The organism is Staphylococcus sp. HMSC34C02 (assembly GCF_001838705.1).
GTDB classification, from domain to species: Bacteria; Bacillota; Bacilli; order Staphylococcales; family Staphylococcaceae; genus Staphylococcus; species Staphylococcus borealis.
In genome coordinates this window covers 36517-61883 of the sequence record NZ_KV838560.1, presented here as the reverse complement: position 1 = coordinate 61883, position 25367 = coordinate 36517, and the positions used below count along the sequence as shown (strand labels likewise).

21 protein-coding genes are annotated in these 25367 nt (G+C 36.1%); 11 read left to right on the top strand and 10 right to left on the bottom strand.

The annotated features are described in order from the left end of the window. Nucleotides 1–36: 36 nt before the first annotated feature. A complete protein-coding gene (locus HMPREF3239_RS02010; RefSeq protein WP_053030069.1) occupies nucleotides 37–1650 on the top strand; it encodes a BCCT family transporter in 1614 nt (537 codons plus the stop codon). A 275-nt stretch (nucleotides 1651–1925) separates the two neighbouring features. Then, nucleotides 1926–2711, top strand: a complete 786-nt coding sequence (locus HMPREF3239_RS02005) for a putative hydro-lyase (RefSeq protein WP_070854556.1) — start codon at nucleotides 1926–1928, stop codon at nucleotides 2709–2711. A gap of 58 nt (nucleotides 2712–2769) precedes the next feature. On the opposite strand, the gene HMPREF3239_RS02000 is transcribed toward HMPREF3239_RS02005, so the two are convergent. After that, nucleotides 2770–3969, bottom strand: a complete 1200-nt coding sequence (locus tag HMPREF3239_RS02000; protein ID WP_053030071.1) for a DUF819 family protein — start codon at nucleotides 3967–3969, stop codon at nucleotides 2770–2772. Between the two features lie 191 nt (nucleotides 3970–4160). Here HMPREF3239_RS02000 and HMPREF3239_RS01995 point away from each other — a divergent pair, with 191 nt between their 5' ends. The 4 genes from HMPREF3239_RS01995 (at nucleotide 4161) to HMPREF3239_RS01985 (ending at nucleotide 7157) form a co-directional block, all read left to right on the top strand. After that, nucleotides 4161–5579 carry an anion permease gene (locus HMPREF3239_RS01995; RefSeq protein ID WP_070854555.1) on the top strand — a complete coding sequence of 473 codons (1419 nt, stop codon included), beginning with the start codon at nucleotides 4161–4163 and terminating at the stop codon, nucleotides 5577–5579. Nucleotides 5580–5773: 194 nt separating this feature from the next. Next, on the top strand, nucleotides 5774–5941 hold the full coding sequence (locus tag HMPREF3239_RS12405) for a hypothetical protein (RefSeq protein ID WP_174841330.1): 168 nt from the start codon (nucleotides 5774–5776) through the stop codon (nucleotides 5939–5941). After that, nucleotides 5913–6491 carry a hypothetical protein gene (locus HMPREF3239_RS12585; RefSeq protein ID WP_053030073.1) on the top strand — a complete coding sequence of 193 codons (579 nt, stop codon included), beginning with the start codon at nucleotides 5913–5915 and terminating at the stop codon, nucleotides 6489–6491. Before HMPREF3239_RS12405 ends, HMPREF3239_RS12585 begins: the two co-directional genes overlap by 29 nt. A 135-nt stretch (nucleotides 6492–6626) precedes the next feature. Further along, the gene (locus HMPREF3239_RS01985; protein ID WP_053030074.1) at nucleotides 6627–7157 is read left to right on the top strand and encodes a tubby C-terminal domain-like protein; all 531 of its coding nucleotides are present in this window, start codon (nucleotides 6627–6629) and stop codon (nucleotides 7155–7157) included. Between the two features lie 76 nt (nucleotides 7158–7233). Here the strand turns inward: HMPREF3239_RS01985 and HMPREF3239_RS01980 are convergent, their stop codons facing one another. From HMPREF3239_RS01980 to HMPREF3239_RS01970, 3 genes are all read right to left on the bottom strand, one after another. Then, nucleotides 7234–7434 carry a hypothetical protein gene (locus HMPREF3239_RS01980; protein WP_053030075.1) on the bottom strand — a complete coding sequence of 67 codons (201 nt, stop codon included), beginning with the start codon at nucleotides 7432–7434 and terminating at the stop codon, nucleotides 7234–7236. Nucleotides 7435–7498: 64 nt separating this feature from the next. Further along, complete coding sequence (bioB, locus tag HMPREF3239_RS01975; RefSeq protein ID WP_053030076.1) at nucleotides 7499–8464, bottom strand: biotin synthase BioB; 966 nt, start codon at nucleotides 8462–8464, stop codon at nucleotides 7499–7501. A 234-nt stretch (nucleotides 8465–8698) separates the two neighbouring features. Continuing rightward, nucleotides 8699–9892, bottom strand: a complete 1194-nt coding sequence (locus tag HMPREF3239_RS01970) for an NADH-dependent flavin oxidoreductase (protein ID WP_053030077.1) — start codon at nucleotides 9890–9892, stop codon at nucleotides 8699–8701. A 239-nt stretch (nucleotides 9893–10131) separates the two neighbouring features. Here HMPREF3239_RS01970 and HMPREF3239_RS01965 point away from each other — a divergent pair, with 239 nt between their 5' ends. The 5 genes from HMPREF3239_RS01965 to HMPREF3239_RS01945 are packed head-to-tail and all read left to right on the top strand — an operon-like array spanning nucleotide 10132 to nucleotide 14225. Next, a complete protein-coding gene (locus HMPREF3239_RS01965) occupies nucleotides 10132–11133 on the top strand; it encodes an LLM class flavin-dependent oxidoreductase (RefSeq protein ID WP_080365538.1) in 1002 nt (333 codons plus the stop codon). Nucleotides 11134–11154: 21 nt separating this feature from the next. Continuing rightward, on the top strand, nucleotides 11155–11496 hold the full coding sequence (locus tag HMPREF3239_RS01960) for a glycine cleavage system H family protein (protein ID WP_053030078.1): 342 nt from the start codon (nucleotides 11155–11157) through the stop codon (nucleotides 11494–11496). A gap of 44 nt (nucleotides 11497–11540) precedes the next feature. Beyond that, nucleotides 11541–12293, top strand: coding sequence for a protein-ADP-ribose hydrolase (locus HMPREF3239_RS01955; RefSeq protein WP_053030218.1), 753 nt, complete (start codon nucleotides 11541–11543; stop codon nucleotides 12291–12293). Then, nucleotides 12277–13191: an SIR2 family NAD-dependent protein deacylase gene (locus HMPREF3239_RS01950; protein ID WP_053030079.1), complete on the top strand. Its 915-nt coding sequence runs from the start codon at nucleotides 12277–12279 to the stop codon at nucleotides 13189–13191. The genes HMPREF3239_RS01955 and HMPREF3239_RS01950 overlap by 17 nt, the downstream gene beginning before the upstream one ends. An 11-nt stretch (nucleotides 13192–13202) precedes the next feature. Continuing rightward, a complete protein-coding gene (locus HMPREF3239_RS01945; RefSeq protein WP_053030080.1) occupies nucleotides 13203–14225 on the top strand; it encodes a lipoate--protein ligase in 1023 nt (340 codons plus the stop codon). Nucleotides 14226–14459: 234 nt separating this feature from the next. Here the strand turns inward: HMPREF3239_RS01945 and arcC are convergent, their stop codons facing one another. The 6 genes from arcC to HMPREF3239_RS01915 all read right to left on the bottom strand — a co-directional run bounded on the left by arcC (nucleotide 14460) and on the right by HMPREF3239_RS01915 (nucleotide 25183). Continuing rightward, on the bottom strand, nucleotides 14460–15389 hold the full coding sequence (gene arcC, locus HMPREF3239_RS01940; protein WP_053030081.1) for a carbamate kinase: 930 nt from the start codon (nucleotides 15387–15389) through the stop codon (nucleotides 14460–14462). Nucleotides 15390–15407: 18 nt separating this feature from the next. Then, the gene (gene argF, locus HMPREF3239_RS01935; protein WP_053030082.1) at nucleotides 15408–16406 is read right to left on the bottom strand and encodes an ornithine carbamoyltransferase; all 999 of its coding nucleotides are present in this window, start codon (nucleotides 16404–16406) and stop codon (nucleotides 15408–15410) included. 327 nt (nucleotides 16407–16733) lie between these two features. Further along, nucleotides 16734–17765, bottom strand: coding sequence for a PTS sugar transporter subunit IIC (locus HMPREF3239_RS01930; RefSeq protein ID WP_053030083.1), 1032 nt, complete (start codon nucleotides 17763–17765; stop codon nucleotides 16734–16736). Between the two features lie 796 nt (nucleotides 17766–18561). Continuing rightward, complete coding sequence (locus tag HMPREF3239_RS01925; RefSeq protein ID WP_053030084.1) at nucleotides 18562–21678, bottom strand: choice-of-anchor I family protein; 3117 nt, start codon at nucleotides 21676–21678, stop codon at nucleotides 18562–18564. 102 nt (nucleotides 21679–21780) lie between these two features. After that, nucleotides 21781–23421 (bottom strand): ATP-binding protein, encoded by a 1641-nt coding sequence (locus HMPREF3239_RS01920; protein ID WP_070854554.1) that lies wholly within the window; start codon nucleotides 23419–23421, stop codon nucleotides 21781–21783. Continuing rightward, nucleotides 23414–25183, bottom strand: coding sequence for a zinc-ribbon domain-containing protein (locus HMPREF3239_RS01915; protein WP_053030086.1), 1770 nt, complete (start codon nucleotides 25181–25183; stop codon nucleotides 23414–23416). The genes HMPREF3239_RS01920 and HMPREF3239_RS01915 overlap by 8 nt, the downstream gene beginning before the upstream one ends. Nucleotides 25184–25367 lie beyond the last annotated feature (184 nt).

Below are 25367 nucleotides of genomic sequence, written 5' to 3'. Positions count from 1 at the left end.
AAATAAATAAATTATAAAGGATGACTTAATTGAACAATGAATGACAAGCGACAGAAAAACAATTATTTAGTATACACGGTATCCGTAGCCATCATTATACTTATAACTGCAATGGCTGGCTTCTTTCCTAAAGCTTTTGGAAATCATGCACAGCATATTTATGACTTTATTTCTAATTCATTTGGTTGGTTATTTTTACTTATCATATTCATTTTAGACATCTTTTTAATCTCTTTAGCAATTTCTCGTTATGGTCGCTTCAAATTAGGGCGTGATGATGAAGAACCAGAATTTTCATTCTTATCATGGTTAGGTATGTTATTTTCGGCTGGACTTGGTGTTGGTATCGTATTCTGGGGTGTTGCTGAACCACTCACACATTATCTCCATTCACCTTTTCCAAAAGACGTGCCGAATGCATCGGCAGAATCTGCTCGTGTAGCTATGGGTTACACTTTCTTCCATTGGGGCATTTCACAATGGTCTATATTCGCCATGGCGGGACTGATCGTGGCGTATTTTCAATTTCGTAAAAAGCGAGACGGGTTAATTTCTACAGCAATGGAACCTGTCTTCGGACAAGCTTATAAACGTCCATTTCGAAATATCATTGATATCTTAGCAATTATAGCTACAGTCATGGGTATCGCCACTTCTATCGGTCTTGGAATTATGCAAATTAGTGGTGGTCTTAACCATGTCTTTCATGTACCCAACAATAACGTTACAAAAATAGCTATCACAGTACTCATGGTGTGTATATTCTTAGGTTCTGCGGTAACTGGATTAAATCGTGGCGTGAAATGGCTAAGCAACATCAATATTATTTTAGGTGCAATCTTATTATTATTTATGCTGATTGTTGGGGATTTAAAATTCATCTTTGAATCCTACACGTTAGCCATTGGCGATTATATCAGACATTTTGTTGAATATAGTTTGCGTATCAATCCCTATTCTGGTAATAATGCATGGATTCAACAATGGACTGTCTTTTACTGGGCATGGGTTATCTCATGGTCACCATTTATCGGTGGTTTCGTTGCGCGTGTATCTCGTGGACGCACCATTCGTGAGTTTATTATGTGTGTCTTAATCGTACCGCCACTCATTTCATTTGTATGGATTGCTGGCTTTGGTGGTATGGCAGTGAAAGTTGCAATGGGTGGCGATAATATTGCGCAATTAGTTGATAAAGATTACACCGTTGCATTATTTGAATTATTATCTAAATTTCCATTGGCTGATATAACGAGCATTCTTGCCGTCGTCTTAATATTCTTACTCATAGTGACAAGTGCCGACTCAACGACACATATTGTTGCTGGCATGGCAACGGGAGGTAGTGAGAATCCTAAGGTTAAGCACAAAGTGGTTTGGGGATTACTCATTGGTGCAATCTCGGTAGCAATGACGATTGCAGGTGGGTTAACAAGCTTACAAACTGCCTCTGTTGTAACAGGATTACCGTTCTCTATCATTCTATTATTAATGACGCTCTCAATTATGCGCGCACTCCGTAGAGAACATACGAAGCACTTCCAAATGTCTTATATCAATGATGACAAAGACTATTCTATCCCATTGGAACAACGTGAACAGCTTAGTGAGTCTAATGAAAAGGCGGATCATAATGAGAAACAATCATAATCATATGGACCAGTACTATCATTTATTACCACTCATTGGGCTAATCATAAGTATATTTTTGTTTATATTGTTTTTTGTCATTTATCGTGTAAGTGATAATTGGATCGTCGTTAGTTTATATTGTTTATTACCATTATTTGTTAATAGTTCTATCACTTTAGTCTATAACTATTTCAATAAATAAACTGTATCTTCTTTCTTGTCATATGTGTAATTTTAAAATATTGTAGTAATATGCACTTTCAATTATAAAGGGGAAACAAGGGGGATTTAACATGAATTACAAACAAGCATCACCTGAAGTCTTGCGCCAATTGATTCGTAAAGGAGAACTTGTCGGTCACACAAGTGGTATGACTGAGGGCTACATTCAAGCAAATGTAGTCATATTGCCATCGAAATACGCTTATGATTTTTTAAAATTTTGTTTTAGAAATCCTAAGACGTGTCCACTATTAGATGTCTCGGAAGTTGGTGCACATTCGTTTCCATATTATGGACGTAACGCAGATATTCGCACTGACGTTCCGAAATACCGCATTTATGAACATGGCCAGTTGATTAAAGAAGTCGATGATATCACAGAGTTGTATACCGAAGATATGGTTAGCTTTCTAATTGGTTGTAGTTTCACCTTCGAACATGCCATGTTGGAAGCTGGCTTACCTGTTCGACACATTGAAGAAGGTCATAACGTCCCAATGTATCGTACGCATATTCCTGCCGAATCAAGTGGCTATTTTAAAGGTAATATTACAGTGAGCATGCGTCCAATGACAATGACACAAGCGATTAAAGCAACTGAAATCACATCACACTTTAAGAATGTCCATGGCACGCCAATCCATATTGGCACACCAGAAGAACTGGGTATCACGGATATTAATAAGCCTGATTATGGAGAGGCTGTCACGATCAAACCAAATGAAGTCCCTGTCTTCTGGGGGTGTGGCGTGACACCACAGTCCGTTGCGCTTGATGCCAAACCTGAGTTAATGATTACACACTCACCCGGACACATGTTTATTACAGATATTAAAGATAGCGAATTAAATGATTAAATTTAAAAAGGAGATATTCAGCTAAACGTTTTGCTGAGATATCTCCTTTTATGTATGCTTATCCAATGTGTATTAACAGTTGATACATAAGTGTCCCGGCATAGTTCCCAATGACATAACCTAATGTGCCTATAATTAATATTGGACCAACAAGCCCTTGCCATCCTTTACTAATTGCTAATGCTGCTGCCGTCGTTGGACCACCTGCTGTCGCATTACTCGCTAACAATATTTCTTCAATCTTGAAGTTAAATAATTTCCCTACAATTAAACTTAAACCTAAATTGAAAATTAAAATAATCATCACAAAGACAAATAACAATGGCGCCGTTTTTATAATCATCATAAATGAAGCCGGCGTTCCGATAACGACAAAGAATATATAAATAATGAACGTCCCAATTTCTGAAGAACCGGCTAATTTATCAAAGAAATCTCCCCAAATAGCCACCGCTAATAACGTCAGTGTCGTCAATAACAAATACTGATCTCCAAAGAAAGAAACAAGGATAGTTAGTAGAACATTAGACTGCGGTATCACATGTTGAATTACCTCAGATAATTTAAAACTAATAGCGACTAATGCGACTGCAATCGCCACTGAAAGTGCAATATCTAATAGTTGAATTTGCTTCGGTTTCCAATAGGATTGTTGCGTTTCTGGTGTTGACGCCGTTTGGTAATCCGTCTTGAACCATTTCTTTATAATAGGCAATGACGGTATAGCAATTAATAACATAAAGTAAAGCGCCATCACACTATTATCCGCTACAACTGTAGATGAAATCATATCACTTGGTGTTTTAAATTTGGTACTTAAAGCTGCAAAGTTTACACCACCGCCGATATAGCTACCTGTCATCATCGCGCCAATCTTAGCTAAGTATGGAATCCATTGATGAAGCACAATAAATCCTACTGTGGTTCCCATTAATGTCCCAACAGACGCAATTAAGAAAATATATAATAATCGACGACTTTCTTTCCAAATCTTTAAAATGTTCGAACTGAACAATAATAAAGGAATTGAAATAGGTACGGCATAATCCCATACCGTATCATACACCGGTGATTCAGTTGGAATCACTTTAAAATTAGATAATACCATCGCACCTACCAAGGCTATAATAGTTCCTGAAATCGTGCTCGCCCATTGATACTTTTGTTCTAAGACAATACTGACTGTCGCCCAAACAATAATAATTGCCCACAATATCCATGTATCATCTTTCGCGATCAACGTCCCTATAGTTAACATGATGTCATCCCCTTTCTTTGAATAACATTTTATCCCATACACATCTAAAATTCGATAGCCTATGCGTTTTTTTAACTTAATATTTCATTGATAATCATTCTCAACAAAATGCAAAAACACGCTGTACATTACTTAAAAATAAGTCTATTCTATGTATGAAAATGTTCGAAAGTTGGAAAGAAGGTTTCGAGATGAATCACTCTGTTAAATATAAGAAATTCATATTACCCCTTGTCATCGGCATACTTATCGCTGTGCTTGCCCCCTTCAGACCCGAATCACTCAGTCTGGATGCATGGCTTATGTTTGCTATATTCGTAGGTACCATTATCGGTTGTATCACCCAACCGATGACGATTGGTGCCGTATCAATTATAGGATTCACGTTAACTATATTAGTTGGCGTTATCGATACTAAGACAGCGGTTCAAGGCTTCGGTAATCCAAGTATTTGGTTGATTGCAATGGCATTCTTTATCTCTAGAGGGTTTGTTAAGACTGGACTAGGTCGACGTATCGCACTTCAGTTTATAAGACTATTTGGTAAAAAGACACTTGGTCTGGCATACTCACTCGTCGGTGTAGATTTAATATTGGCGCCAGCAACACCTAGTAATACTGCCCGTGCTGGTGGTATTATGTTCCCAATCATTCAGTCCCTATCTAAATCATTTGGTTCTGACCCAAAACAAGGCACCGAACGTAAGGTGGGCTCATTTTTAATCTTTACCGAATTTCACGGCAATCTTATTACTGCAGCCATGTTCTTAACAGCAATGGCCGGTAATCCACTCGCTCAAAATTTAGCAGAGAAAACCGCGCATGTTCACTTAACTTGGATGAACTGGTTCTTAGCAGGAGTTGTACCTGGAATTGTGTCACTGATTGTCATACCTTACATTATTTATAAACTCTATCCGCCAACAGTGAAAGAGACACCGGATGCGAAACATTGGGCTGAAAATGAATTAGCAGCAATGGGTTCAATTGCTAAAGCTGAAAAATTTATGATTGGTGTATTTATCATCGCCTTACTACTCTGGGTCATCGGCAGCTTTATTGGTGTAGATGCAACATTAACTGCATTTATTGCATTATCTTTATTGCTTATCACAGGTGTATTAGATTGGAAAGATATCTTAAATGAAACGGGTGCTTGGAATACATTAGTTTGGTTCTCAGTGCTAGTTATGATGGCAGATCAACTCAATCAATTAGGCTTTATTCCATGGTTAAGCCATACTATCGCAACAAGCTTAGGTGTACTCAGTTGGCCAGTCGTTCTTGTCATACTCATTATCTTTTACTTCTATTCACATTACCTATTTGCCAGTTCAACCGCTCACGTCAGTGCCATGTACGCTGCATTGCTTGGCGTAGCCGTTGCCGCAGGTGCACCACCATTATTCAGTGCATTAATGCTTGGCTTCTTTGGAAATTTAATGGCCTCTACAACACACTACAGTAGCGGTCCAGCACCTATCCTTTATGCCGCTGGTTATGTCACTCAGAAACGTTGGTGGCTGATGAACCTTGTTTTAGGCGTTGTGTACTTTGTCATCTGGCTCGGTTTAGGCTCACTATGGATGAAATTGATAGGATTGATGTAACTATATTAAGGAGAGAAACAGTGAATTCTGTTTCCCTCCTTTTTTGTTCTTTATTCCTTTATATTTATCTCTGCCTTAGTCAATACTATTGAACAAATAAAGACTTTTACTTACATATCTTTTCTATTGCCAAATATTTCAATGCGTATTATAATTTATAAAAACATTATATTATAACAAAAGGAGATGATACTATGATTCCTGAAGAAAGAAGTTCATATACTTTAACTGAAGAAGAAGCTATCATATTTGCAACTGCAAAGTTTAAGCCTTTTCATAACCGACTTGAAGAAGATACACCACAACCAAATCCATTTAAAAAACTAGTAGAAAATGAAAAAGATAAACCATCAACTTTGTAATATCTTTGAACTTACTAACTATGAGATGGAAGATGAATTTCTTCTCAAACTTATCCGACGAAATATAAGTAAATTTAAAACTTCTTCAAACCCTTCTATTGCATCTTACTTGCAAGACAAAGCTCTTTCTTTAAATAAACAAAATTCAATCCGCACGTATTTAATAATTGATTCCGATACTTCAGAACTCATCGGATATTTTTGTTTAAAAATAGTCATCATAAAATTTGAAATTAATGTAAGTAAAAATATTAAAAAGAAAATTTCTTCTGATGCTATGAAAAACAATGAATTTCCATCTTTATTAATTACGAAACTCGCTAGAAACGACCAATATAAAGGTTTAGTTTCAGGGAAAACAATTTTAAAATATGCATTCTCAATAGCTTATGATATTTATAAAAAAACTGCATTGAAACATGTTTGCGTTGACTGGTACGATCATTTCAAACTAGATAAATTTTATTGTGAAGATTGTGGCTTTAAAATATTTCAATATAAAGTTACTGATAAAGGTAAACTTGTTTCGGCCTTCTATAAATTTGAGTAATCGAAAAAATTCATTTCATATGATCTCCACCAATAAGCTATATCTTTTTCTTTCTCCTCTTGCATGAAATATATAAATTGTTTATGTTTAAAATAAATGATACTTCTTGTAATTCTTTAAAAGTAGGTGCGCAGTATGTATACACATAAAATTGGGCATGTCTTATCACCAAAATTAAAAAACATTGTTGATGTAGACGATCCTAACAAACAGTTAGGAACCATTAAACGTTTTGAAGTATATGGCTATGAATATCTATTCATTGAGGATATGCGTCTTTTTTTCAAAGCAAGATGGCGTATTTTTGACAATGAACAACGCTTAGTATTCAAAGGGCGTCGCAAATTTCCATTTATCACCAAAAATTATATCGTTAATTATTTTGAATCGGAACCGCAAGTAACGCATGATATAACCATCCACCAAAAATTATTTCCCGAGAAAACAGACTATCCTTATTTTTATTTTAACGATGAACTTTATACTCTAAGATATGATTTTTTTGGATGGAGCACGATTGTAAACGAAGATACCGGCACTACAATAGCAAGTTGGAAGTTAATAAGAGAACCAAATAAGCAAGTATATTTTGAGTTATTAGATCCCACTATGGCGCAACATCAATTATTATTTTTAGGTATCTTCAATACTATTTTTGAATATTAATGATTTTGTGTTTTAATGTTAAAAACCACACGTTTTTTTACCTTAAAATTCAAAACGTGTGGTTTATGTCTATGATTCAGTCATTATTATTTTCTTTTTCTCTAATCTTTCCTAAATTAACAATCCCTATGATAAGTGGCCCATATAGAAACATTAATGCATATGCCACATTAACACCCATTACAAAATGGAATATACAGAATGCCAATATGCCTACTACAATAAGTAAAATGTTATGCCAACGTTTATCTCCAAATGATGATTGTTTAGATGACATGTTATTTCATCCTTTTCTAAATGTTCTTCTCTTCTATCGTAGCAAATTTCAAACGTATTCTAAACTACCCATCAATCTCAAATCCTAAATCTTCAATCATTTGATAGTCGAGTTCGTTTGGTTGTCCGCCTGTAATCAAATAATCACCTACAAAGATGGAATTGGCTGCCTTTAATGCGATGGCTTGGAGTGATCGTAAATTCACTTCTCGACCACCGGCAATACGAATTTCTTTAGATGGATTAATAATTCTAAACATCGCGATAATTCTTAAACATTTCATTGGCGATAATAAATCGAGTCCGCCGAATTTTGTTCCTTTAATTGGGTGTAAGAAATTAATTGGAATACTATCAGCGTCAATATCTTTCAACGCAAACGCCATATCGATAATGTCCTCGTTGGTCTCACCCATGCCACAAATCACACCTGAACACGGCGAGATTTGATTCGCTTTCATGATTTCAACCGTACGTACACGATCTTCATATGTATGTGTCGTTACAACCTCGCTATGATAACGTTCACTTGTATTTAAATTATGATTATAGCGATCCACGCCCGCTTCTTTTAACTTCTCCGCTTGTGCTTCATTCGTTAGTCCTAAGCAAGCACAAATTTTAAGTTGTGGGTGTAACGCTTTAATTTCTTCTACTGTGTCGCAAATGTGATCAACCTCTCTATTTGTAGGACCACGCCCACTCATCACGATACAGTATGTACCAATATGGTTATCTGTCGCTACTTGTGCACCTGCTTTAATTTTTTCTGGTTCCACTAAGGCGTACCGCTGTTTGTCTTTCATTTTCACAGATTGACCACAATAACCACAGTCTTCTGAACAAATGCCACTTTTCGCATTAAGTATCATATTTAATTTCACTTTTTTCCCGAAAAAGTGTTTACGAAGAACATACGCTTCATTTAATAATTCAAACGTATCTATCGCTTCATCTTCAAATAATGCTAACGCCTCTTCTTTACTTAAAACATCTTGATTTAAAATACGTTCTGCCAAATTTAATGTCATGTTGTTAAACCCCTTATCCTTAAAAAATCCCGCTAAACCCTAAAAGTAAACTTTATATATAAATAAGTTTACATTAACGACGTAAAAAATTAAATATTTAGCCGGAAATTAAACAAAACAAAAGGCTGGAACGTATTAAAACATCCCAACCTATATCAACATATTCTTGTTCTATTCATCATTGTAGGGCAATGCAACAAAATCTTTTAACACATTCGTTTTATGCCTTGCGTCCTACTCTTCATCATAATTTTTCTCTAATTTACGCAATTCATCACGTGTTTTCTTCTGCAGGCCTTCGCCATAATCCATCATTTGAACAATGTCTTTGAATGCTGCATGTGGAATGGCTAGCTCATCTAACTCATCTGGATGTACATGTAAGTCAATGGCGTCTTCACGTCCTTCTGCCAATTTACGCACGAAATCTGGTTCTGTGACAAATGGTGAAGACATACCAACCATATCAGCGTTACTTAAAGCATCTAGTGCCGTCTCAGGTGAATTAATTCCGCCGCTTGCAATGAGTGGTATACGACCATTTAAATGTTCATATACGACTTGATTAACGCGTCGTCCATAATGTGCGCCAGGTGTACGTGTCTTATTCTGATAAATATTACGCCCCCAACTTGCGATAGCCAGATAATGAATATTGGCAACGTCCATAACCCAATCGATATGTTGATTAAATTCATCGACGGTATAGCCTAAGTCACTACCTCTAGTTTCTTCAGGTGTTGCTCTATAGCCGAAGATGAAATCACTTGGTGCTTCATCATCAATCACTTTCTGTACTGCTTGCATGACCTCTAAGCCAAAGCGTGCTCGATTCTCTAATGAATCAACACCATACTGGTCATGACGTTGATTAGAGAATGTTGAGAAGAATGTTTGTAATATTAAACGTTGTGCGACTGAAATCTCAACACCATCAAAGCCCGCTTGGATCGCACGAGATGTCGCATCTGCATATTGTTGTGTAACTTCATGAATTTTATCAACTGACATCTCTAATACGTTATGTTTAATTGGTGAATGCAAGGTCATTGGACTGGGGCCATACACTTCTCCATAATTCATAATTGCAGTATTTGAGAATCTTCCAGCATGCGCAAGTTGAATAATCGCTTTATTGCCATCTTGTTTCATCGCTTGCGCAACTTTTCTAAGACCAGAAATACAAGCATCATCAGAGATATTAAAGCCGTATTCAAACAATTGTCCATATGGCTCAATATATGCTGCGCCGGTTACTTGCAATCCTGCTGAACTTGCGCGTCGTTTCGCATAACGTAAATCTTCTTCTGTGATATGTCCTTCTTTCGTAGATGAGTTCGTCGTCATTGGCGAAAGGACAAATCGATTGGCTAATGTAATGCCATTAGATAATGTAATGGGTTCTAGCAATGGTGCGTACTTCGACATTTTATGACATCCTCTTTCGTTCATTTTTGTATTATTTTCAAAGTATCATGCTTTATGACAATACACAATCGACTTGTTTGTGAACGATTTTTTGGCCCCTTTTCGGGAAAAGAAAATACCAGTAGAACATTTGTGTGACGTATAAACTAAATTACTACAAAAATTCTTTAAACACGTTAAAATGGTGGTGGGTATTATAATAAGGGACTAAACAATTAAGCTTTGGAGATGAGCACCAAGTGGATTTCAATATATTAGATTATGCCATGATTGATGAAGGTAAGGATGCGACACAAGCATTACAAGATACAACAAGACTTGCTAAACGCGCTGACGAACTTGGTTATAAACGTTTCTGGTTAACGGAACATCATGATGTACCAGCGTTTGCGAGTGGTAGTCCTGAACTCTTAATGATGCATTTGTTAGGGGAAACGAAACGCATTAAATTGGGGTCTGGCGGGGTCATGTTACCGCACTATAGCCCGTTTAAAGTGGCCGAAAATTTCAAGATGTTAGAGGCACTCCACCCTGGTCGGGTTGACTTGGGTATCGGCAATAATCCAGGTACATCGGTGGTTAAACGCGCAATGGACGAGGACAAACGTGATTATCTTGATTATGCACAAAGTATTGAAGATATTCGCCATTACTTGACGCAAGCACCAGAAGCCCAACGCGTAGGACAGGTCATTAGTCAACCTCAGCTATCTCGTCATCCTGATATGTGGCTCTTAAGCGCAAGTCAACGTTCAGCTAAATTAGCTGCTACACAAGGCATGGGCTACACATTAGGGACATTCTTATTACCAAGCCAAGATAAGATTGATGCAGCTAAAGCGTCCGTCGAAACGTATCGCGAACATTTTCAACCGACTGCGTTAAACATGTCACCCACAGTCATGTTAACCACGTTTGTCATCGTTACGGATACTGAAGAAGAGGCGCAAGACTTATTACATGCACTTGACGTTTGGTTATTAGGCAAACAACAATTTGCTGAGTTTGACCGCTTCCCTTCTATTGAAACAGCTAGACAATATAAATTAAGTGACCGTGATAAACGCATTATCGCTCAACACCGCTCACGAATTCTAGCTGGAACAATAGCACAAGTGAAACCCCGCTTGGATGCAATGATCCAAGAATTTAAGGCGGATGAAGTCTTAGTTGTACCACTATTACCAGGCATCGACCAACGATGTCGTACAATCGAACGCATAGCACAAGCGTATTTATAAAGAAAGAAAGGATGATATGTAATGGCTAAATTAGCTAATTATTTATATGTAGAAAAAGTAGGTAACCAATATATTTATCGTATGACACCTGAATTACAAGATGATGTAGGTACTGTAGGTTATGTCGAATTTATGGGTGCAGACGATGTTAATGTTAATGATGAAATCGTCAGCATCGAAGCATCTAAAACTGTATTAGATGTGCAATCTCCACTTGCAGGTAAAATCGTCGAACGTAATACGAAAGCAGAAGATGAACCAGCCATTTTAAATTCAGAAAAACCAGAAGAAAATTGGTTAGTTAAATTAGAAAATGTAGATGAAGCAGCATACGACGCATTACCAGATCCAGATGAGGACTAAATGCAGTGAATCAACAAGAACGTTTAGCTTATCTAATTGAAGCCATGTGGAAAGAACAATATGGTGACAAACCTTTAGACCTCCCTGAGACTGACATAGAACAGTGGGAATTGTATCGTGGTTTGGCCAATGTTCGTCCACCTGAGCCTGTAAGTTCTGAGTACTTAGAGATACAAGATGCCTTTTTATCTACATTGAACAACCAACAAGACATCACACATATCGATGATTTAACACCTATTTCAGATGCGTCACTATATGTATGGCAAGGCGACATCACAACACTTGCTATTGACGGTATCGTCAACGCAGCGAACAGCCGATTCTTAGGATGTATGCAAGCGAATCATGATTGCATCGATAATATCATTCACACTAAAGCTGGTGTACAGTTACGTCTTGATTGCGCTGATATTATTGCGCAACAAGGCCGTAAAGAAGGTGTGGGGAAAGCAAAGATTACCTCTGCTTATAATCTACCAGCGACATATGTTATTCATACAGTCGGGCCTCAAATTCATAAACAACCTGTGTCACAGATGAATAAAGATTTGCTCGCACGTTGTTATCGAAGTTGTCTGGCACTCGCCGACGAACATGGCTTAAAGCACCTAGCATTCTGTTGTATTTCAACAGGTGTCTTTGGATTCCCTCAAGATGAAGCGAGTCGCATAGCAATTCAAACCACACGCGACTATTTGCATGAAACTGGCTCAAAGATGAAAGTACTCTTTAACGTATTCACAGACAGAGATTTAGCACTTTATAAGGAGGCTTTCAATGACAACAACAGATAACATAACACAGAAACAGAACTGGATTGCACTTGATAAGGCGCAACAAGCAGACGCTAATCAAACGGATATTTTAGCACAAGCGATTGATGAAGCAGATGCCATTGTTGTAGGTATAGGTGCGGGGATGTCTGCATCAGACGGCTTCACTTATATTGGTGAACGCTTTACGCAGAATTTCCCTGATTTTATCGAGAAATATAACTTCTTCGATATGCTACAAGCGAGTCTGCATCCATTTGAAAGTTGGCAGGAGTATTGGGCATTTGAAAGTCGTTTCGTGAAATTAAACTACTTAGATCAACCTGTAGGTCCTTCTTACGTGGCACTTAAACAGATGCTTCAGCAAAAGGATTATCATATCATTACGACAAATGCAGATAATGCCTTTCTCGTCGCAGATTATGATTTAGACAAAGTGTTCCATATTCAAGGAGAATACATTCTCTGGCAATGTAGCCAACACTGTCATGCACAAACGTATCGTGACGATGATGCAATTCGCGAAATGGTAGCCCAACAAGAAGACATGAAAATTCCATATGAACTGATTCCACATTGCCCTAAATGTGATGCGCCTATGGAAATTAATAAACGTAAAGCACAAGTAGGGATGGTTGAAGATGCGGACTTCCATGCACAACTAGATCGCTACAACCATTTTCTAGACACGCATAAAGATGGCAAAGTGTTATATCTTGAAATCGGTATTGGTTATACGACACCACAATTTGTGAAACATCCGTTCCAACGTATGACACGCCAAAATCCAAATGCTGTGTTTATGACGTTAAATAAGAAAGCATATCGCATCCCTAAATCAATCCAAGATAGAACGATTCATCTTACTGAAGATATTGCGTCGTTAATCATTCATGCACAAAGACAATTAACAACTTAGGAGACGAGAACATGTATTTAATAGAACCTATTCGTAATGGTAAATATATCGATGATGGCGCCGTTAACTTGGCGATGCAAGTATATGTTAATAACCACATCTTTTTAGATGAAGATATATTACTTCCATATTATTGCCAACCGAAAGTAGAAATCGGTCGCTTCCAGAATACTGCAGTAGAAATTAATCAAGATTATGTCGATGCGCATCATATTAAAGTGGTGCGCCGTGATACAGGCGGTGGCGCAGTTTACGTGGATGATGGTGCCGTCAACGTATGTTGTATTTTAGAACAAGATACATCCATATACGGAGATTTCCAACGCTTCTATCGTCCGGCCATTCAAGCACTACACAATTTAGGTGCCACTGACGTCATTCAAAGTGGTCGAAATGACCTTGCTTTAAATGACAAGAAAATTTCAGGCGCTGCGATGACATTATTGAATGATCGTATTTATGGTGGCTATTCATTATTATTAGATGTTGATTATGACGCCATGGTCAATGTGTTGAAACCAAACCGTAAGAAGATTGAATCTAAAGGTATTAAATCTGTACGTGCCCGTGTCGGTCAAATTCGTGATGCATTAGATCCTAAATATCAAGACATCACTATTCACGAATTTAAAGATCTGATGATTACGCAAATTATGGGCATTGATGACATTAAAGATGCTAAACGCTATGAATTAACTGATGAAGATTGGGCTGGCATCGATCAATTAGTCGCTGAAAAGTATGATAATTGGGAATGGAACTATGGCCGTTCACCACGATACGAATACAATCGAAATGAGCGCTTTAGTTGTGGCACAATTGATATTTCCCTATCAATTGAACATAACCGTATTGCCGCTTGTCGTATTTATGGCGATTTCTTTGGTCAAGGCAACATTCACGATGTTGAAGCACATTTAATTGGGACACGCATGGTCAAAGCAGATTTAATTGAACGTTTGAATGACATTGATTTGACCTTCTACTTTGGCAATCTTAGCGTAGAAGAATTTGTGGCATTTATATTGAGTTAATTGTAGCAGAGCAATTTTAAGTCACATTTTGAATGTTACTAACAACTAAATCACATTTGATAAACCTCATTCCCTTCACTACGCTATTTAGTGAGGGGATTTTTAATAATTAAATGACCACTAAAAAACCTGAGCTTAGTATGTAAATCACATACATTAAGCCCAGGTTTAACTTATTTATTAAAATGTATTGAGTGTTATTTTATAACCATGTCAAAAGTCATTCACATAACATTACTTTTTAATTAATGTACCAATCTTACCATCTAAGGCATCTCCTAAGTCTTCAAGAGATGTGATTAATACACTACCTTCTGGATTTTTCTCGATGAATTGTAATGCTGCTTCTACTTTAGGTAACATACTGCCTTTTGCAAATTGACCGTCAGCAATGTGTTTATTCATTTCATCTACTGTTACTTCACCTAAAGCTTCTTGATTATCTTTACCATAGTTAATGTAAACATAGTCTACTGCTGTTAAGATAATTAATTGATCTGATTTTAAGTGTGCTGCTAATAAAGCACTTGTTTTATCTTTATCGATAACAGCATCGACGCCTTTGTAGTTACCTTCTTCTTTAACAACTGGGATACCGCCACCACCAGCTGCAATAACGAGTGTGCCGTGTTTAATCAATGTTTCAATGCTATCTAATTCTACAATGTTGATTGGCATTGGAGAAGGTACAACTCGACGATAGCCACGTCCTGAGTCTTCTACAAATTGATAACCTTTTTCTTGCATTGTTTGATCCGCTTGTTCTTTAGTATAGAATAGACCAATTGGTTTTGTTGGATTATCGAATGCTTGGTCATCACCAGCAACTTCTACTTGGGTTACTAATGTAACAACTTGTTTATCGATACCTAATTCATGAAGTTCATTTAATAAACTTTCTTGTAGTTGATAGCCAATGTAAGCTTGACTCATTGCGCCACATTCTGGGAATGGGAACGCTGGTCCTTGGCCATTTTCAGCTGCGTAATTTAATCCTAAATTAATACTGCCGACTTGTGGGCCATTACCATGACTGATTACAACTTCATAACCTTTTTGGATTAAGCTAACTAATGATTTAGCTGTTCCTTTAACTAATTCTAATTGCTCTTCAGGTGATTGTCCTAAAGCGTTACCACCTAAAGCCACTACGATTTTAGACATAGGTAGGTCTCCCTTCGATTATTCTCCTAAAGTTGCAACCATCACAGCTTTAATAGTGTGTGCTCTGTTTTCTGCTTCTTGGAAGACAACAGATTGTTCACTTTCAAAGACTTCGTCAGCAACTTCCATTTCAGTTAAGCCATATTTTTCTTGAATTTCTTTACCAATTTTAGTTTCAGTATCGTGGAATGATGGTAAGCAGTGTTCGAAAATTGCACGTGGGTTACCAGTTTTTTCCATCATTTCTTTAGTTACACGATATGGTTCTAATAATTTAATACGTTTTTCCCAAACTTCATCAGGTTCACCCATTGATACCCAAACGTCTGTGTAGATAACGTCTGAACCTTTAACACCTTCATCGATGTTATCAGTTACTAAGATTTCGCCACCATTTTTAGCTGCGATTTCTTTACAACGATTTAATAATTCATCTGTTGGATTTAATTCTTTAGGGCAAACTAAGTGGAAAGTCATTCCCATAATTGCTGCACCTTGCATTAATGCATTTGCAACGTTGTTACGTCCGTCTCCAACATATGTGAAGTTAATTTCGTGGTATGGTTTTTTCAATACTTCTTTTGCTGTTAAGAAGTCAGCAAGTACTTGAGTAGGATGATCTTCATCTGTTAAGCCGTTCCACACAGGCACACCTGAATATTTCGCTAATTCTTCAACAGTACGTTGTGAGAAGCCACGGTATTCGATTCCATCATACATACCACCTAATACACGAGCAGTATCTTTAGCAGATTCTTTTTTACCCATTTGGCTTCCAGTTGGTCCAAGATATGTCACGTGAGCGCCTTGATCATATGCTGCAGTTTCAAACGCACAACGTGTACGCGTAGAGTCTTTTTCAAAGATCAAAGCGATGTTTTTACCTTTAAGCTTTTGTTGTTCTATACCAGCGTATTTCGCTCGTTTTAAATCCTCAGATAGATTTAGTAAAAACTCAACCTCTTTTTGTGAAAAGTCTAATAGTGTTAAAAAACTTCTATTTCTTAAATTTTGCATCTTGTACAACTCCTTTGTGATATCTTTCACATGTATTGTAAGCGATAACAAAATATAATACAACACTTTTTAAATAAGTTTATAAATTATTTATGTATAATTGACAAAATGTTTACAATAACATGATTTTAGATATTTTTACATTTTATAGCGTTATAATGAAAGAGATTACTCCAATTTTTATATTTTTATTATTACACATAAAATAGTATTATTAAACTTATTTAGTAATTCGTTTCTCATTGGCAATACTTGTTCCATTTTTTAAATTTATATACTAAAAAAACCTTCTTTGTCACAATGGTACAAAGAAGGTTTATTTTGATATTATGCGTCTTTAGCGCCTCGATTAATCATGTCCTGTTTAGTAACAATTGGGTATTTCTTAAATACGAGTGAACCAATCCAACCTGCAAGTCCACCAACGATAGCCATCACTACACCGTATATAACGACTGTCATTGGATTATTAAAGCCAAACATGACAAGGAAACCTGCAATCGGTGTCGCTGTACCTGTCGCATCATTAACCATACCAGATAATGCGATAATTAGACCTGCTGCAGCACCACCGAAGAAGTTGGTTATGTAAATTGGAATTGGGTTAGCTGATACAATATCTGCTTGAGATAACGGTTCAATACTTACTGAGATTGTTGATTTACGGTCACCTAGTTTTAAACGGTGGAATAATGTTCCGTTCATAAATGCTGAACTAAATGCAGCCATTGCCCCGATTGCCATCGGTATACCTGTTAATCCGAGTAATGCGGTTAATGCCATTGAACTTAATGGCGCTGTACCAACAACTGTAATGATACCTCCGAGAACGATACCCATAAAGATTGGATTCGTGTCTGTACTGCTTTGAATAATGTCACCAATTTTCAAGAGTGTATTATTAACGACTGGTGTTAAACCAGCTGCAATTAATCTTGCAAGTGGCGCAAGTATCACAACCGAACCAATTAAATCGACACCGTCTGGAACATATTTCTCTGTGTATTTCATAACGTAACCAATCAGATAACCTGCGAAGAAACCTGGTAGGAGATCCATACCACCACAGGCAGCACCAATCACTAGTGCATAGACTGGAGACACACCAATCGCAAGTGCAGTTAATCCTGCTGCAGCAACGCCACCAAGGCCTCCCGCAGCATCTCCTAACTCTTCAAGAAACTTGATGCCAAAGACTTCTCCGCCTACATACTTGTTGAATGCTTCGACTAAGAACGTTGCAATCGCCGCATTTGCTAGTGCTCCCATCGCACGCATACCATTGGGCGCTTTATACGTAAATAATGTAAAAATAATAAGAACTAAAATTAAGAATAACGTACCAATAAGTAAATCCATAATATTTTTCCATCCCCTTATAGATAATAAAAAAAGAGAATATAAGTTAACTATTTTAAACCCCTAAAGTTATCTTTTATCCTCGTTTAGTGACTATTTTACTAAAAAAACAAATTATATTCCACGGAATTTATTATTTTTTATGTAAAAAGCAAAATAAATACTATGCAAAATCATATATACGTAAATCGCATTTAATTGTATCGTTTTGTAATGGAAAAACTTAGAAATCGTATATAGCATGGCACGCTTAAAGATAATATCTTTATCTTCAATAAAATTAATATTTTTATCCTTTTTGTTTGTAAAAAGAGTTTTATTTTAAATTGAATGGGTATTTATCAAAAGTAGATACATGATTTATGTATTTGTTTTGGGAGACTAATTGCATTCGTAATGTTCTTTACGTGATCAATTACATGCTCTTTTCTTTTCAATTTAGTTTGAATTACTCAAACTTCTTTAAATTATTGAGTACATTTATGAATTACTAGTAATCCCATGCCAATAAAATGTATCCATACGTACATTTTATTAAAAACCCAATTTTTATATTTTCCCAAAACGCCAATATGGCCGTTGAAGCACTTATAGTTCTCCCAATGCTATAAGTGCTTTTGTTGTGTGAAAAATGGGAGAGGGACAGAATTCTTTTAAATTCGTTGTCCCACCCCCGCAAGGATGACTAGAACTGAGAAAAGCTCGATTTAAGCGCCTTCTCAGTTCAGTCAGCTACTGCGAATTTGCAAAATAGCTTCATTATATTATTTATGTCCCAGCCTCACTCTCTGAAGCATTATTTCTCAGATTTTGACGTTTTGCGTTTTTTAATTAATGCAAGGCCTAGGCCTCCTAAAAGTACTGACCATAATGTTGTGTTTGTATCAGTTTGACCTGACTTTGGTAGTACCTTTGTTACGTTGTCACTCGAAGTATTTGAATGGGTTACCTTATCAGATACTTCACTTGCATGATGAGTTATCACTTCATGATGACTTGGAGATTGAGTACTTATCACACTCAAGTTATGATTGTTAGATTTTGTTGTTTGTTGATTATAGCTTTCTTCTTGATGATTGTTATGGACACTATGATTCATATTGTGAGAAGAATCTTTACTCTCTACTTCTTTATGTGCCTGTGCATTGTTATCTTCTTGATTTGAGATAATCGCGTCACTATCATCTTCATAAATGTCACCACCGACTTCATAAGGTGGTTCTAAGCCCTCATCATTTCCATTATTATTATCAGAAGCATGATTGCCTTCTTCGTTACTTGAAGTATCGTTTCCGTTATTAGGTTGTTCGTCATTATCTACACCATGATTAGTATTGGGTGCTTCATTTTCAGAGGTAGGGTTATCTGAATCATCTTTAGACGCCCCGTTAGTATTTCCCGGGTTATCACTATCTTCTCCATCATCACTTTCTTGATCACCTGTTAAATCCTCTAATTCCCAAGCGGATGTTGTGCCAGATAACTCAAATGATGCAATCAACATTGGTTTACCATTTGGACTGTCTTCAGCACTTTCAAACGTGATGCCCTCAGGTGAAATATCTTTATTATCTGGGTCATATAAATATTTCACAAAATACGGTTCATTAGGGTTTGTAATATCATAAATCATAATACCACCCACACGTTCTAAACCGACAAAGGCATATGAATGACTGCCTACTTTACCAACTACCACATTTTCAGCTTCTGGACCTTTATCATCACTTCTGTCATCTACTTTAATGTCATCAGCTGATTCATAATTGGCATTGAATCTCTCAGGCAATAAGTCTAAAACGCGTTGCTCAATATCATTGCCACTGTCATAAATCATTTCTAAGTCTGACGCTCTTAAGATTGAGAATGAACGTCCACCGTATGATACAAGCGCATTGTATTTACCATTTGCATCTTTAAATGCATGTGACGTCGTAACTTTCAAACGACCCAATTGCTCATCATCAAATAAGCCATTTTTCACCATTTCATCTAGTTCTGCTTGCGTGTAGCCTTGATAATAACGTGCATCCAATTGAATATCATCTTTCAATTTCTTCACACGTTTTTCCTCAGAATAACCCTCATAATCTTGAGAATCACCTTCATTTGCGATCAATAAATAGGTTTCACCATTGTAGTCATACGTATCGATGCCATCTGGTTGTAACAGTCCTAATACTGGTACACGTCGCAACTCTGATTTACCATCTTCATCAGATACATCCATCGCATTTTGGGCAAGTGAATGGTCTTTATACGGTAACCCTTTCACTTGGACAATGTTTCCTTTCGCAATATCAATCTTCGCGATAGCACTCACTTCTTGTAACGTGACATAGGCATATTTACTTTGACTATCAACCGCAATATATTCTGGTTCAATATTCAAATAAGCATCTTCCGCATTAGGTCCTAAAGCTCGAATACCTTCTTGATGTTCTTTCGTGAACATTGCCGTACGCACGTCATTCGCAGTTACATTTTCAGGACCATTCGCCACATCAATCACTGACACAGAACCTGGTGGGTTGACGGTATAATCGTCACTTGGTTCCCCTTCATTAGCGACCAATAAATATTTGCCATCTTTTGAAAAAGTGACCATATCTGGTAGACTGCCGACCGTCACGTTATTGATATATTCACCATTTGAATCATAAAATACAACATGCCCGGGCTTCGTCTTATCCACTGCTGGCGCCGACACAGCTACATACGCTCCACTCGGATGTACCGTCACACTCGTTAAGTCACCCGCTTCAATCCCATTATCTTGCAGGTAAATACGCTTCACTAAATGAATTGCGCCATCCTTTCCAGGATGCTTCACATCAATAATATCCAACGCTTCCTTATCACCATTTACCGAATACGCATAGCCATTCTTTGGATTGTATTTCACAATTTCAGTTCCACCCTTATCGAAATCCGCACCACTTGTATAACGTCCTGTATGCGTGATGTTCAATTGATCTTGACCAGTGCGAGACGCATTCTTTGTACGTTGTGCCGATGTCCATTCAGGTGTTGTAGAAAGGATTGCTTTCGGTTGTTGATCTTGCGCGTTCGCATCACGTTGTAACGCATTGAAGAGCACTTGCTTTTGTTGCGGAGACATATGCGTCAGTTGTGATTTAGGAACATCCGCAACTGTGACATCACGCGCTTCTGTAGCCGTTACTTTATTCATTTGCGTTTCTTTTGAAAAAGGGTGTGCGTTCGTACGTGCTACATTTGAGTTTCGTACTTTTTCAGTCGATGTCACGTTGGATTGAGATACATCAGAATGTGCATTTTGGTTAGATTGTTGTGTCGTATGACGTTTTTCTGTTTGTCTGAAATTAGTCGCTGGTTGTGTTGATTTTTTAGTTTCTTGTGTAGGTGCTTCTTGTGTGTTGTTTTGTGATGATGCTTTTTTGGTTTCATGTTGAGGTTGTTCTTGGGTTTGTGATTGTTCTGTTTTAGGTTGTTCTTGTGTAGTTGGTGTTTGAGATGTTGTTACATCGTTAGATGATTTACTTTGTTGTGTCGTTTCTTTAGTTACTTGTTCTGTTTGATTACTATTTTGATTCTTATTATGTATCGCTTTATTTCCATCTGTATCCGCTTCTTGAGACGGTACTTGTTCAGTAGATGCGTCTTCCTTAGTTTGAATTTCTTGTGTTGCTATCACTTTGTTTTGTGGTTGTTCCACACGTTGCGTTGAGGCTTCATGACTCGGTTGTTCCTCAGTTGATTGTGTTTGTTCAGTTGAAACCTTTTCAGAAGTATTCGCCTCATGACTTTCCGCAGCAGACGCTTGACCCCCACCTATAAATAATAAACTCCCAACAAGAATAGACGCCGCCCCGATTGAATATTTACGGATCGAATACGCCTCACGCTTATTCCCAAACTGCTTCTTATCCATAAAAAAATCCCCCTGTAAGATAAAAGTGTATACACCACCATCTTACAAGAGGAATATTTATGGATTATTGGGGGTGAGTAAAGAAATGGTAAAGTGCAAATGTTACTCAAATACACCCCTAGAAGACATCACTCTCTTATACTCTACTACAATGTCTTCATCTATAATTTTATTAACATGTTTTTTATGTTCAAGTTCTAACCGGGCATTTTGAAAACTTCTAAATCCTAAATCAACAAGACCAGGTTTATTTACAGTCATTACAAACGTTCCAATATCAACGCCATGCCCACCAGTTTTCATTACCCCTTTAATAGTTGCATGTGTAGTATCAATTGAAGTAAAAGTTGCATTACCAACCAGTAATAAGCGAGATAACTCACGACTATTTGCTATAGGTAGGCTCTCTTTAAATGATTTGCCATAATAGAATTTTTGTTTATAAAACCAATAGCATCTAATTAAAGTTTCAAATATGATAACAGGAATTAGTTCTGCAACAAAAGCCCTTGTGTCATAGCCATTTTGAAACATCCAATCTGTTAACTGTCCAATAGATAATTCTTTATTATTAGAAAGTTTAACTTTACCGAAATTTAATTTTTGCAAATAGGGCCAAAAAGGTGCGGGTAAGCCTTGCCCTCTACCTTTTGAGCCACTACTACCAACAATATCACTCATGCAATGACCAAACCAATTGTTAGTGGCTCCAATAATTTTCTGTATAATATTTCCTTGTAATTCTGTATTTTTATTCTTTGTTGCAATTCTTGATATTTCCCCGGTCTTAGCAGAAATAAAAGTTGATTTCCCAGTTAACTGGTCCATAATACCAACTAATAAACCTAAAGGTGAAAAATCATGTGCTAAAGAAGCATTATGATGATTATTGACATACATTCCAGCTATAGACTTATCATGTACCGCATCATATTTAACTCTGTATTTCTTTTCTAAATAACCAACCATATCTTTTCTTGATTGAGTTCCATTTTCAATGGCTTTAATTTTATTTTCTAACTCTTTAATATAATCTGAACTAACATCTTTCCTTGATTGAACTTTTTCGAATTTCGCTTTCAACTCTGGTAATTCTCTGTTATTAGAGTATTTCTGTACAATTGAATAAAATTTTTCATCCACTTTTTTCTGTAATACACTTGGATTATTATGAGATATCGTACCTACAAGCGCACAATCTACAATCCCTGCAATTAACGCTGCACATGCTGCGAATCCATAGTCCTCTTTTTCAAGTTCTAGTAAGTCAAATTTTTCTATCATTTTACGAGCCACTTCAACCTGCTCATGTTTACTATATAAATTTAAAAATGGACTTGTTAAGTCTATATTATTTTCTAATGCGAATTGTCTATTATATTCGTAAGAATTAAAATCATCTCTATCAATATCTATTGTTTTAACATTTTTTGTTTCTACCAAATCAATAGATTTTGAAGCATAAATTTGGCCATCTCTCAGTTTATTTCTCAACACTTCATCATTAAATTTTGTGAGATTAGAATCTTGAGACTGAGTATTATTTAATCTTCGTTTTCTTAATTCATTCAATAAGTCTTTTTTCATATTAATTTGATTATCAATATTCTCTTTCATAACATCAATATTATGCAAAGACTTATCAAGGTTGTCATTAGCTTGATTACGTAATTCATAATCTACTAACAGATTTTCTGCTAAACCTTTTAGTTCTTTTTTATCTTTTCTCCCCTGTCTACTCATCTTTTTCTCCACTAAACAATGATTTTTTCAAACCTGAAAATCCTTTTTTAGCAAGTGATTTACTTTGAGCAATACTTGATGCTTTTGTATCGAAGTAACCGATATCTTCAAGAACAGTATGCACTGCTTTTAATTCATCCAATTCGATATTCTCTCTTAAAGCGACATCGTCAGCTTCAGATTGATTATCTAAATCTCCATTTATCAAATAAACATTTTTAATTACTTCATCCGCATAAACTTTATTAATATTTTTAGCTAATAATTCGTTATATTTTCCTATATCTAAACTTTCAGGAATCATAGTTAATAACAATTCACGTTCAGAATAAGTTTCATCCTCCTCAATCAAACTACCAGCATCAGCTAATGATTGATTTTGATTTATAATTAATTCTAATTCTTTATACAACTCTGAACTAAGTTCGTTTGATTCACGTAATTTTAAAGCAAAATCTGTCATTTTTTGACTTAACCAATTGATATCTTCAATAATGTAGGCATTAGCAATACGTAGTTGACTAATACGGTCATTAAGCGTTTGCATTCTAATACCGAACTTCTCTGCTTCTCCTGTGCCAGAGAAGTATTTAAGGCCTCTATAAACACCAAATCCCGCTATAATTCCCAGGTAAACAGTTCCACCACTCGTAAGTAGTCCCAGAGCCACTAACCCGGCACCACTAGCCACAGCAGCAAGTTCTTTGTTTACCTCTTTAATTTGACTATCTGTCATTCTACTTTCAATAATTTCTTTATCTGCTTTAATTTTTCTCAAAATAAACTTCAGTTGTTTATCTGAAATATTTAATCTATTAAGCATTCTAACTAATACTTCGTCATCCTTAATACTGTCTAATTTATCACTATTCATTCCTATAATATCCATAGCCAAAGTTTGTTCTACTGCAGCTTCTGAAAAATTATCTTTATTAGTTTGACTTTTAAGTTGATCTATTAATTCTTCAATAGTTAAATCTTCTTTATCTTCGAATCGATACTTTCTTAAATCATTGGCCAATTGTTTGCTAACTTTTATTTTGGTCATCAAACTGATGAGTTCTTTATACTCCCGACTATCAATAATGCCATCATCATCTTTTAAATATGCAATAACAATTCTGAAATATAATTCCAATATTTCTGAACTCATTTGACTAATTTGCACTACTTGATTTTTAGAAGCAATATTATCTACACGTTTATTAAAATCATTCAATAACTTTGCAATAAGTTTATATGGCAAATCACTATCAAATTGTTCAGAGCTAAATTCTATATCTTCACCGTTTTTATATGAAACGATTACTCGATGATATTCAATTACTTTTCCCTTATTATTGATTGTTCTGTCAGAATCATACTCAGCTGATATTATATTTTCAAAAGGGATTTTCTTAACACTATCAAACGTAGTTTTTAAATACATTTCAGCCCCAGTAAACACTACTCCTGATTTACCATTATTTAATAAACTAGTATCGATTAATGCTATAACAGTATTTGGATCAATACCTTCTGCAATACTGACTGATGCATTTATGAGAACTTTTTCAGGAATATCAGGTGTAATCATGATATCTGTTAGATTTGTTTCATTTAATAATGACTTAATATACACATCTGAACTTAACTTCTCTACTACATCCACTTCTTCGATTTTTTGACTACTATTGTTTATACTTGCAATTTTAAATCCGCATTCCGGACAAAATTTAGCATTTTCAATTAATTTATTTCCACATTCCGGACAAAATTTCATTTCAATTATCCCCTTAAAATACTTATTTTTCGAAATTAGTTTAGCACAACAATCATAAAATTAGTTAAAAATCATTGTAATTTTTATAAATATTTTTATATTTTTTACAATTTGAAAATAAGTGTAGTATTTCACTCTAAAATATATAATTCAGTCTGCGTATTTAGTTAATTTAATTGTTTTC

Excerpts from the sequence above, each read along its gene's own strand:
- HMPREF3239_RS02010 (WP_053030069.1), top strand. The coding sequence starts at position 37 with ATGAATGACAAGCGACAGAAAAACAATTATTTAGTATACACGGTATCC.
- HMPREF3239_RS02005 (WP_070854556.1), top strand. The coding sequence starts at position 1,926 with ATGAATTACAAACAAGCATCACCTGAAGTCTTGCGCCAATTGATTCGT.
- HMPREF3239_RS02000 (WP_053030071.1), bottom strand. The coding sequence starts at position 3,969 with ATGTTAACTATAGGGACGTTGATCGCGAAAGATGATACATGGATATTG.
- HMPREF3239_RS01995 (WP_070854555.1), top strand. The coding sequence starts at position 4,161 with ATGAATCACTCTGTTAAATATAAGAAATTCATATTACCCCTTGTCATC.
- HMPREF3239_RS12405 (WP_174841330.1), top strand. The coding sequence starts at position 5,774 with ATGATTCCTGAAGAAAGAAGTTCATATACTTTAACTGAAGAAGAAGCT.
- HMPREF3239_RS12585 (WP_053030073.1), top strand. The coding sequence starts at position 5,913 with ATGAAAAAGATAAACCATCAACTTTGTAATATCTTTGAACTTACTAAC.
- HMPREF3239_RS01985 (WP_053030074.1), top strand. The coding sequence starts at position 6,627 with ATGTATACACATAAAATTGGGCATGTCTTATCACCAAAATTAAAAAAC.
- HMPREF3239_RS01980 (WP_053030075.1), bottom strand. The coding sequence starts at position 7,434 with ATGTCATCTAAACAATCATCATTTGGAGATAAACGTTGGCATAACATT.
- bioB (WP_053030076.1), bottom strand. The coding sequence starts at position 8,464 with ATGACATTAAATTTGGCAGAACGTATTTTAAATCAAGATGTTTTAAGT.
- HMPREF3239_RS01970 (WP_053030077.1), bottom strand. The coding sequence starts at position 9,892 with ATGTCGAAGTACGCACCATTGCTAGAACCCATTACATTATCTAATGGC.
- HMPREF3239_RS01960 (WP_053030078.1), top strand. The coding sequence starts at position 11,155 with ATGGCTAAATTAGCTAATTATTTATATGTAGAAAAAGTAGGTAACCAA.
- HMPREF3239_RS01955 (WP_053030218.1), top strand. The coding sequence starts at position 11,541 with ATGTGGAAAGAACAATATGGTGACAAACCTTTAGACCTCCCTGAGACT.
- HMPREF3239_RS01950 (WP_053030079.1), top strand. The coding sequence starts at position 12,277 with ATGACAACAACAGATAACATAACACAGAAACAGAACTGGATTGCACTT.
- HMPREF3239_RS01945 (WP_053030080.1), top strand. The coding sequence starts at position 13,203 with ATGTATTTAATAGAACCTATTCGTAATGGTAAATATATCGATGATGGC.
- arcC (WP_053030081.1), bottom strand. The coding sequence starts at position 15,389 with ATGTCTAAAATCGTAGTGGCTTTAGGTGGTAACGCTTTAGGACAATCA.
- argF (WP_053030082.1), bottom strand. The coding sequence starts at position 16,406 with ATGCAAAATTTAAGAAATAGAAGTTTTTTAACACTATTAGACTTTTCA.
- HMPREF3239_RS01930 (WP_053030083.1), bottom strand. The coding sequence starts at position 17,765 with ATGGATTTACTTATTGGTACGTTATTCTTAATTTTAGTTCTTATTATT.
- HMPREF3239_RS01925 (WP_053030084.1), bottom strand. The coding sequence starts at position 21,678 with ATGGATAAGAAGCAGTTTGGGAATAAGCGTGAGGCGTATTCGATCCGT.
- HMPREF3239_RS01920 (WP_070854554.1), bottom strand. The coding sequence starts at position 23,421 with ATGAGTAGACAGGGGAGAAAAGATAAAAAAGAACTAAAAGGTTTAGCA.
- HMPREF3239_RS01915 (WP_053030086.1), bottom strand. The coding sequence starts at position 25,183 with ATGAAATTTTGTCCGGAATGTGGAAATAAATTAATTGAAAATGCTAAA.